Source organism: Streptomyces sp. NPDC055955, assembly GCF_042270245.1.
In the GTDB taxonomy this organism is placed as follows: domain Bacteria; phylum Actinomycetota; class Actinomycetes; order Streptomycetales; family Streptomycetaceae; genus Streptomyces.
This window is the reverse complement of sequence record NZ_JBHJYS010000013.1, coordinates 277208-285892: the sequence shown is the minus strand read 5'-3', so window position 1 is coordinate 285892 and position 8685 is coordinate 277208. Positions and strand designations below refer to the sequence as shown.

Annotated in this window: 8 protein-coding genes and 1 riboswitch; of the genes, 3 read left to right on the top strand and 5 right to left on the bottom strand. The window is 69.8% G+C overall.

Going from position 1 to position 8685, the window contains the following annotated elements:
* Nucleotides 1-48 precede the first annotated feature (48 nt).
* Nucleotides 49-783, bottom strand: coding sequence for a hypothetical protein (locus tag ACFC96_RS26405; protein ID WP_376614414.1), 735 nt, complete (start codon nucleotides 781-783; stop codon nucleotides 49-51).
* A gap of 113 nt (nucleotides 784-896) precedes the next feature.
* Nucleotides 897-967, top strand: a riboswitch (cobalamin riboswitch).
* A gap of 138 nt (nucleotides 968-1105) precedes the next feature.
* Here ACFC96_RS26405 and ACFC96_RS26400 point away from each other — a divergent pair.
* A complete protein-coding gene (locus ACFC96_RS26400) occupies nucleotides 1106-3502 on the top strand; it encodes a ribonucleoside-diphosphate reductase subunit alpha (protein ID WP_376614412.1) in 2397 nt (798 codons plus the stop codon).
* Nucleotides 3502-4515, top strand: a complete 1014-nt coding sequence (locus tag ACFC96_RS26395; protein WP_376614410.1) for a ribonucleotide-diphosphate reductase subunit beta — start codon at nucleotides 3502-3504, stop codon at nucleotides 4513-4515. Before ACFC96_RS26400 ends, ACFC96_RS26395 begins: the two co-directional genes overlap by 1 nt.
* On the opposite strand, the gene ACFC96_RS26390 is transcribed toward ACFC96_RS26395, so the two are convergent.
* On the bottom strand, nucleotides 4512-4679 hold the full coding sequence (locus ACFC96_RS26390; protein WP_376258037.1) for a hypothetical protein: 168 nt from the start codon (nucleotides 4677-4679) through the stop codon (nucleotides 4512-4514). The two genes, ACFC96_RS26395 and ACFC96_RS26390, sit on opposite strands and share 4 nt — an antisense overlap.
* Before the next feature lie 94 nt (nucleotides 4680-4773).
* Here ACFC96_RS26390 and ACFC96_RS26385 point away from each other — a divergent pair, with 94 nt between their 5' ends.
* Nucleotides 4774-5763 carry a GlxA family transcriptional regulator gene (locus tag ACFC96_RS26385; protein ID WP_376614408.1) on the top strand — a complete coding sequence of 330 codons (990 nt, stop codon included), beginning with the start codon at nucleotides 4774-4776 and terminating at the stop codon, nucleotides 5761-5763.
* Here ACFC96_RS26385 and ACFC96_RS26380 read toward each other — a convergent pair.
* The 3 genes from ACFC96_RS26380 to cyc1 form a co-directional block, all read right to left on the bottom strand.
* Complete coding sequence (locus ACFC96_RS26380; protein ID WP_376614406.1) at nucleotides 5729-6106, bottom strand: hypothetical protein; 378 nt, start codon at nucleotides 6104-6106, stop codon at nucleotides 5729-5731. The genes ACFC96_RS26385 and ACFC96_RS26380 overlap by 35 nt on opposite strands.
* A gap of 84 nt (nucleotides 6107-6190) precedes the next feature.
* Complete coding sequence (locus tag ACFC96_RS26375) at nucleotides 6191-7567, bottom strand: cytochrome P450 (protein ID WP_376258031.1); 1377 nt, start codon at nucleotides 7565-7567, stop codon at nucleotides 6191-6193.
* Complete coding sequence (cyc1, locus tag ACFC96_RS26370) at nucleotides 7564-8664, bottom strand: epi-isozizaene synthase (RefSeq protein ID WP_376614404.1); 1101 nt, start codon at nucleotides 8662-8664, stop codon at nucleotides 7564-7566. Before cyc1 ends, ACFC96_RS26375 begins: the two co-directional genes overlap by 4 nt.
* Nucleotides 8665-8685 lie beyond the last annotated feature (21 nt).

Genomic DNA, 8685 nt, shown 5'->3' with positions numbered 1-8685 from the left:
GCAACGGGCCGCCGGATCCCTCCGGCGGCCCGTTGCCGTACTCGGGGTTCACGGGGCTCCGTAGAGGTCCTTCCCGACCCGCCGCGCCGCCTCGGCGGCCGAGGAGAGCGTCAGGGCCCGGTCCGTGCCCGCCCCCACGGTCACCAGGACGCCGCCGACCCGCAGTTCGACCTCGTAGTGCGCACTCCCGTCGTACGCGTCGCCGCCCGTGGTCCGCGTGGTCTCCAGGACCGCCTCGTCGCCCAGGTCCGGCAGCGGCCGGACCTCGTGGTGCTCCTCGACGGGCGCGCCGTCGGTGTCGACGGTGACGCGGCCGCACGCCTCGTGGAGCTCGCGGCGCAGTTCGAGATAGCGCCCGGCCCGCCCGGCCGGCATCGAGACCAGGCGCTCGTGGACGAAGGGGTCGTTCTCGCCCACCGCCGCGGGGTCCGGGCGGTACGTCCGCTCGGCGCTGGCTCCCCGCATGCGCCACAGTTCCCCGTGCGCCTCCCGGCCGGCCGCGCAGGCGCTCCAGTCGCCTCCCCCGTACCCCCGGTCGAAGAGTCCCAGGGAGATCTCGGTCGCCTTCGCGCCCTTGCCGACGGCCTCGGCCGGAAGGAGGGCGGCGCCCAACTCGGCGCCCGTGAAGACCTTCGCGGGATCGGCCGTACCGTCGACGCCGGACACCGGCGGCTGCTCGCTCCCGCCCTCGCCCCGCTGCCCCGAGGCGCCGTCCCCGCCGTCCCCGCACCCGGCGAGCAGCATCAGCAGTACGGCGGCACAGCCCGCTGCCCGGCCTCGCACCCGCGACTCCCCCCGCTAGAGCACCAGTTCGCCCGCAGCCTAGTCGACACAAGATGTGGGGCTGCCATCCGAGCCCGACACAAGATGTATGCTCATGCTCGCTGTCGCCGCAGGGGAATCCGGTGCAATTCCGGAACTGTCCCGCAACGGTGTACGTATGCACGCATACGCGAGTCCGAGGACCTGTCGACAGCCTGCCCGAGCCGTCCGGCCCGGGATGACGACGTCCGGGTCTCGTGGAGTGGGCCGGTGACGCGGGCCCCGCCATGCCCCCGTGCCCTCCTCCCCGTCAGGCCCAGAGCCGAGCGAGGGAGAGCCCCACGTGACCATCGCGCCCACCGAACCGGCCTCGGAGCTGGCAGGGAACACCGAGCAGCACGACGCTCCGGGAACCGCGCTGCTGCGCACCCTGACCGAACTGACCGCCGACCTCCCGGACACCGACCCGGGCAAGGTGGCCGCCGCCGCGCTGCGCGGCAGGTCCGCGGTGGCGGACTCCGGCGTCACCGCCGAACTGCGCTCCCTCGCCACCGAGGCCGCCGCGGGTCTCATCTCCGACGACCCGGCGTACTCACGGCTCGCCGCCAGGCTCCTGACGATCAGCATCGCCGACGAGGCCGCGTCACAGGGCGTCACCTCGTTCTCCGAGTCCGTCGCCGTGGGCCACCGCGAGGGCCTGATCGCCGACCGCACGTACGACTTCGTGACGCTGCACGCAGAGCGCCTCGACGCGCTCGTCACCGCCTCCGTCGCCGAGGGCGCCGACGACCGCTTCGGCTACTTCGGACTGCGCACCCTGCACAGCCGCTATCTGCTGCGCCACCCGATCACCCGGCAGGTCGTCGAGACCCCGCAGCACTTCATGCTGCGCGTCGCCTGCGGCCTCGCCGAGGACGACTCGGTCCGCGCGCTCGACGAAGTCGCCTCCCTGTACCGCCTGATGAGCCGCCTCGACTATCTGCCGTCGTCGCCGACGCTCTTCAACTCCGGCACCCGCCACCCGCAGATGTCGTCCTGCTACCTCCTCGACTCGCCCCTCGACGAGCTGGACTCCATCTACGACCGCTACCACCAGGTCGCGCGGCTCTCCAAGCACGCCGGCGGCATCGGACTCTCCTACTCGCGGATCCGCTCGCGCGGTTCGCTGATCCGCGGCACGAACGGGCACTCCAACGGCATCGTGCCGTTCCTGAAGACCCTCGACGCGTCCGTCGCCGCCGTGAACCAGGGCGGCCGGCGCAAGGGCGCCGCGGCCGTCTACCTGGAGACGTGGCACTCCGACATCGAGGAGTTCCTGGAGCTGCGGGACAACACCGGCGAGGACGCCCGGCGCACCCACAACCTCAACCTCGCGCACTGGATCCCCGACGAGTTCATGCGCCGCGTCGCCGACGACGGCACGTGGTCGCTCTTCTCGCCGGCCGACGTGCCCGACCTCGTCGACCTGTGGGGCGAGGAGTTCGACACCGCGTACCGCGCGGCGGAGGCCGCCGGGCTCGCGCAGAAGACGATGCCGGCCCGCGAGCTGTACGGCCGCATGATGCGCACCCTGGCGCAGACCGGCAACGGCTGGCTGACCTTCAAGGACGCCGCCAACCGCACCGCCAACCAGACGGCGGAGCGCGGCAACGTCGTCCACTCCTCGAACCTGTGCACCGAGATCCTGGAGGTCACGGACGACGGCGAGACCGCGGTCTGCAACCTGGGCTCGGTCAACCTCGGCGCCTTCGTGCGGCAGGGACCCGGCGGCGGGGAGATCGACTGGGAGCGCCTCGACGAGACCGTCCGCACGGCCGTCACGTTCCTCGACCGCGTCGTCGACATCAACTTCTACCCGAGCGAGCAGGCCGGCCGTTCCAACGCCAAGTGGCGCCCGGTGGGTCTCGGCGCGATGGGCCTCCAGGACGTCTTCTTCCAGCTGAAGCTCCCCTTCGACTCCCCCGAGGCGAGGTCCCTGTCCACGCGGATCGCCGAGCGCATCATGCTCGCCGCGTACGAGGCGTCCGCCGACCTCGCCGAGCGCAACGGCCCGCTCCCGGCCTGGGAGAAGACCCGCACCGCGCGCGGCGTGCTGCACCCCGACCACTACGGCGTCGAGCCGACCTGGCCGGAGCGCTGGGCCGCGCTGCGCGAGCGGATCGCGACCACGGGCATGCGCAACTCCCTGCTCCTCGCGATCGCGCCCACCGCCACGATCGCGTCCATCGCGGGCGTCTACGAGTGCATCGAGCCGCAGGTCTCCAACCTGTTCAAGCGCGAGACGCTGTCCGGTGAGTTCCTCCAGGTCAACTCCTATCTGGTCCAGGAGCTCAAGCGGCTCGGCGTGTGGGACGCGCAGACCCGCGAGGCGCTGCGCGAGTCCAGCGGTTCCGTGCAGGGCTTCGGCTGGATCCCGGCCGAGGTGCGCGAGCTGTACCGCACGGCGTGGGAGATCCCGCAGCGCGGCCTCATCGACATGGCGGCGGCCCGTACGCCGTTCCTCGACCAGGCGCAGTCGCTGAACCTGTTCCTGGAGACGCCCACCATCGGCAAGCTCTCGTCGATGTACGCGTACGCCTGGAAGTCGGGTCTGAAGACGACGTACTACCTGCGCTCGCGCCCGGCGACACGGATCGCCCGCGCGGCGTCCGCCGCCCCCATTCCCGCACAGCAGGCCGCCGACCCCGAGGCCGTCGCCTGCTCCCTCGAAAACCCCGAGTCCTGCGAGGCCTGCCAGTAATGACCAGCGAGAACAAGAACCTGCTCGACCCGGGCTTCGAGCTGACCCTGCGCCCCATGCGCTACCCGGACTTCTACGAGCGCTACCGGGACGCGATCAAGAACACCTGGACCGTCGAGGAGGTCGACCTCCACTCGGACGTCGCCGACCTCGCGAAGCTGTCGCCGGGCGAGCAGCACATGATCGGGCGCCTGGTCGCGTTCTTCGCGACGGGTGACTCGATCGTCTCGAACAACCTGGTCCTGACGCTGTACAAGCACATCAACTCTCCCGAGGCGCGCCTGTACCTGTCGCGCCAGCTGTTCGAGGAGGCCGTGCACGTCCAGTTCTATCTGACCCTCCTGGACACCTACCTCCCCGACCCGGAGGACCGCGCGGCCGCGTTCGACGCGGTCGAGGAGATCCCCTCCATCCGCGAGAAGGCCGAGTTCTGCTTCAAGTGGATGGATTCGGTCGAGAAGCTGGACCGCCTGGAGACGAAGGCGGACCGCCGCCGCTTCCTCCTCAACCTGATCTGCTTCGCCGCGTGCATCGAGGGCCTGTTCTTCTACGGGGCGTTCGCCTACGTGTACTGGTTCCGCAGCCGCGGCCTGCTGCACGGCCTCGCGACCGGCACCAACTGGGTGTTCCGCGACGAGACGATGCACATGTCGTTCGCGTTCGAGGTCGTGGACACCGTCCGCAAGGAGGAGCCGGACCTGTTCGACGACCTGCTCCAGGAGCAGGTCGTCGCGATGCTGCGCGAGGCGGTGGAGGCCGAGCTCCAGTTCGCCCGCGACCTGTGCGGCGACGGTCTGCCCGGCATGAACACCGACTCGATGCGCCAGTACCTGGAGTGCGTCGCCGACCAGCGCCTCCAGCGCCTCGGCTTCGCGCCGGTCTACGGCTCGGAGAACCCCTTCTCGTTCATGGAGCTCCAGGGCGTCCAGGAACTGACGAACTTCTTCGAGCGCAGGCCGTCGGCGTACCAGGTCGCGGTCGAGGGCTCGGTCGGGTTCGACGAGGACTTCTAGGCGACCGTCGTGAACTCGGCTCGGCGGGGCGGGCGTTGCCCGTCCCGCCGGGCCTGTCGGATCTCCCGGTCGATCCGGCGGTCGCGGGCGATCCCGAACAGGGACGGAGCGGCCAGAAGGGCGAAGACGAAGAGGACGGTGAGGTAGTTCATCGCTGTGTTCATGTCCTCCACTCTCGTCCCCCGCGGACGCATCCGGCAGTGGCAGGACTGACACTGACCCTCGAATTACTGCCAAGCCTGCGGCACACTGGACGGCATGCTGAAGAACGTGGCCGCAGTGCTGCTCGACGGTGCGCACCCCTTCGAACTCGGCGTCATCTGCGAGGTGTTCGGCCTCGACCGCAGCGACTCCGGGCTGCCCGTGTACGACTTCGCGGCCGTGTCCGCCGAAGGGCCCGAGCTGGCCACCCATGTGCCGGGCATGACGATCTCCACCCCGTTCGGCCTGGAGCGGCTCGAGGAGGCCGACCTCATCGCCGTCCCCGCGGCGGGCCGCATCCGTGAGGGCTACCCTCCCGAGCTCCTCGACGCGCTGCGCCGGGCCGTCGACCGTGGCGCGCGCGTCCTCAGCGTCTGCTCGGGGGTGTTCGTGCTCGGCGAGGCCGGACTGCTCGACGACCGCCGGTGCGCGGTGCACTGGCGCTACGCGCGCGAGCTCGCCGTCGCGTTCCCGCGCACCCGCGTCGACCCCGACGTCCTGTACGTCGACGAGGGGTCGGTCATCACCTCGGCGGGCACCGCCGCCGGCATCGACGCCTGCCTGCACATCGTCCGCACGGAGCACGGCTCCGAGGTCGCCAACGCCATCGCGCGCCGCATGGTGGTTCCCCCGCACCGCGACGGCGGGCAGGCCCAGTACGTGGAGCGCCCACTGCCCGTCACTCCCTGCGACACCGTGGGGGGCGTACTGGCGTGGATGGAGGCGCATCTGGACGAGACGCTCACGGTCGAGGAGCTCGCGGCGCGCGCCCACATGTCGCCGCGCACCTTCGCTCGCCGCTTCCAGCAGGAGACGGGCACGACGCCGTACCGCTGGCTGCTTCGCCAACGGGTCCTGCTGGCACAGGAGTTGCTGGAGCAGACCGACGAGACGGTGGAGTCGATCGCCGGGCGGACCGGCTTCGGCAACGCGGCGGCGATGCGACATCAGTTCATGAAGGCGCTGGGCACCACACCCAACGCCTTCCGGCGCACGTTCCGGGTGCGGTCCGTCAGCACCCTGCGGGCGAGCCGTCGGTCCGCGTGAGCCGGCCAGTGACATCGAAGCCGCCCTGGTGACGCAGGGTGTGCGGCAGCGGGACCTCGATCAGCCTGCCGCCGTACATCATCCACAGGCCGAAGCAGTCGTCGTCCTCCCCGCCGATGAGCACCTGCACCGTCTCCGGCCGCGGCCAGGGCAGCGCCTCCAGGTGGGCGAGAAGTCCGTCCCAGTTACGGCGTATGAACTCCACGGTCCAGGCGTCCGACATACCCACCTCGACACGGGTGAAGCACTGGTGCCACTCGCGGCCGTCATCGGGACGGGTCAGCGGCGCCATCACCTCTTGGGCGTCTCTGGCGATGACGACGACTCCTGCGTATCTGCTCATCGCGCCGGTATCAGCAGCCCGTTGACGTGCCGCCCCCGGTTTTCCGGGGGCCGGTAGCGGCCCCCGGAAAACCGGGGCTCCGGGTCAGCGCGGCTCGACCCGCAGCAGCGCCCGCTTGGGCTGGAGCGTGATTCCGATGCGGGCCGTGCTGTCCGTCTCCGCGACCGGAACCAGCCGCCAGCGGGGCGTCACCGTGGCCAGGATGATGGCCAGTTCGGCCATGCTGAAGTGATCGCCGGGGCACTTCCGGTTGCCGACGCTGAACGGCATCATCGCGCTCTGCCGGCTTTCCGCGGCGCGTTCCGGAAGCCAGCGGTCGGGGTCGAACTCCAGATGGTCACGGAAGGACCGCGGATCGCGCTGCAGCGCATACGGGCTGTAGACGATGTCCGCACCGGCCGGAATGTGATAGCCGCCGAGCTCGGTATCGACGGCGGCCTGCCGCGTCAATATCCATACGGCCGGCCGTATGCGCATCGCCTCCGTGATGACATTGCGCGTGTGGACGAGGCCCTTGAGGTCGGCGAATGCGACGGGGCGGCCATCCGTCACGGATTCAACCTCCTCATGCAAACGGCTTTCCTGCTCGGGGTGTTCCGCGAGGAGCTGGAACGTCCACGTGAGGGACGACGCGACATTCTCCGCGCCGGCCACGACGAGGGAGACGACTTGGTCGTGCACCTCCTGCTCGCCGACCGTTTCGCCATTCTCGTCCTCGGCGCCGAGCAATGCCGCGAGCAGGTCACCCGGATTGACTCCGGATGCGCGCCGCTCGGCAATGATCTCGTCCACCAGCCGATGCAAATCGGCCAGCGCCCGCTCGAAACGGCGATTGGCCGGAAGTGGCAGCCGGTAGAAGGGTCCGACCGACAGGACCATACGCCGGTACAGGCCGCTGAAGACCGTGTGCAGCGAGGAGCTGAGCCGGTCGGCGCGCTCGTCGACCGAGTCGACGTGCAGGACGGAGCGGGCGACGATGCGGACCGCGGTGCGGAACACCTCGGCGCCGATGTCGACCGTGTCACCGGGCTTCCAGCGCGCCGCCATGGCGCGCGCCTCCTCCTCCATCACGGTCGCGTAGTCGGCGATGCGGTCCGTCCTGAACGCGGGCTGGACGGTGCGCCGCTGGCGCCGGTGCATGGGGCCGTTGCTGGTCGCCACGCCCTTGCCGAGGAGCACGCCGAGCGTGTCCCAGAGGGGGCCGCCGACCATGTAGTCGGGACTCTTGAGGAGCGCGGCCACGAGGTCGGGGTCGCAGACCGCGTACGCCGTCTTCGGGCCGAGCCTGAGGCGGACCAGGTCACCGTGGCCGCGCAGCCCCGCGACGAAGGCCAGGGGGTCGCGCACGAGGTTCCAGGCGTGCCCGAGGAGGGGCGCGCCGCCGCCGGCGTACGGCGGTGTGCGCCGCTCGCCGGACTCCGCGACGGCCGGAACCGAGGATTCTGCCGATTCGACGGTCATTCGTCACCTGCCTGGTCGCTGATGTACGGGGGAGTGGCGCGGTCGTCCCAGCTGTCCACCTGATAGCGGCCCGACTCGTGGTGGAACCAGTACACGGAACTGAACCAGTTCCGCATATTGGAGACGCACGACCTGAGTGCCACCGCGAGGCTCTCGCCCGCTAAAGTCCCGTCCGCCGCCTCGTCCGCCATCCGCAGAACTTCAGGCTCGGCGTCCAGGAATTCGGTAATGCATCCACAGACCCTTCGGCGGACTTCTTCCACGGCCTCTTCGAGGGAAAGCCCCTCGTGCTGGATGAGGCTTATCCCGAGGTTGTGGAGTTCATCGCCCGCGAGTTCCTTGGGAAGTGAACAGAGGTCGTTGTACCAGGCGGCGAAATCCTGGCACGCGAGCGCGGCCCGCCGGTATGCGGGACTTTCGAGCACCCATTTCGGGAGCTCGTACTGCGCGGTCGGCTCCAGGAGATCGAGCCATATCCAGTGCGCGAAGGTGTTCCTTCGGAGTTCGATGTACTCCTCGACCGTGGGCACCGTTCCCGAGGTCCGGTTCCGGAATTCCTGGTCGTACGCGTCGATCACCACATGGAAGTGGCGGGCGAAGCGGGCATTCCATGAACGGGTGAGGGAGCCGTTCAGCCGGACGATGCTGTCGGCGAACGCGGCCACCAGCGGGTCCCTGTGGTGCAGATGGAGCTGGGGTGCTTCGAGTGCCGCGTGGAGCTGGACGGCGAGGCGTCGCCAGGCGCCCGCCCGCCCGTGGATCACGTCGCGGTCGTGGCGGTCGTCCCAGACGAAGAACCACGCGCTGTAGTCACAAATCGCGGAGAGGAGGTCGTCGGGGGCTCCTATGTAGTAGCCCGCCATGAGGTCGGTGTAGCAAAGGCCATCGGCATATTTCTCCACCTTGTCGGCCGGCATGAGTCGCTTTTGGAGCAGCCAGGACCGCGTCTTCTGCTGAAGCTTCGGCCAATACGGATGCAGGTTGCGAGGAAACGCCTCCTCGATCACCGGTAGGGCCAGCGCCGGTGGGACCGCTGTCTGCGTCTGTGTCTGTGACTGCGCCCGAGTCCGTGAAGTGCTGTGTGAGAAAGCAGGCACGAACAAACCCCTCTCAGCCGC

What these genes read in the sequence shown, in the direction of transcription:
- ACFC96_RS26395 (WP_376614410.1), top strand. Translation starts at nt 3,502, where the DNA reads ATGACCAGCGAGAACAAGAACCTGCTCGACCCGGGCTTCGAGCTGACC.
- ACFC96_RS26390 (WP_376258037.1), bottom strand. Translation starts at nt 4,679, where the DNA reads ATGAACACAGCGATGAACTACCTCACCGTCCTCTTCGTCTTCGCCCTT.
- ACFC96_RS26385 (WP_376614408.1), top strand. Translation starts at nt 4,774, where the DNA reads ATGCTGAAGAACGTGGCCGCAGTGCTGCTCGACGGTGCGCACCCCTTC.
- ACFC96_RS26380 (WP_376614406.1), bottom strand. Translation starts at nt 6,106, where the DNA reads ATGAGCAGATACGCAGGAGTCGTCGTCATCGCCAGAGACGCCCAAGAG.
- ACFC96_RS26375 (WP_376258031.1), bottom strand. Translation starts at nt 7,567, where the DNA reads ATGACCGTCGAATCGGCAGAATCCTCGGTTCCGGCCGTCGCGGAGTCC.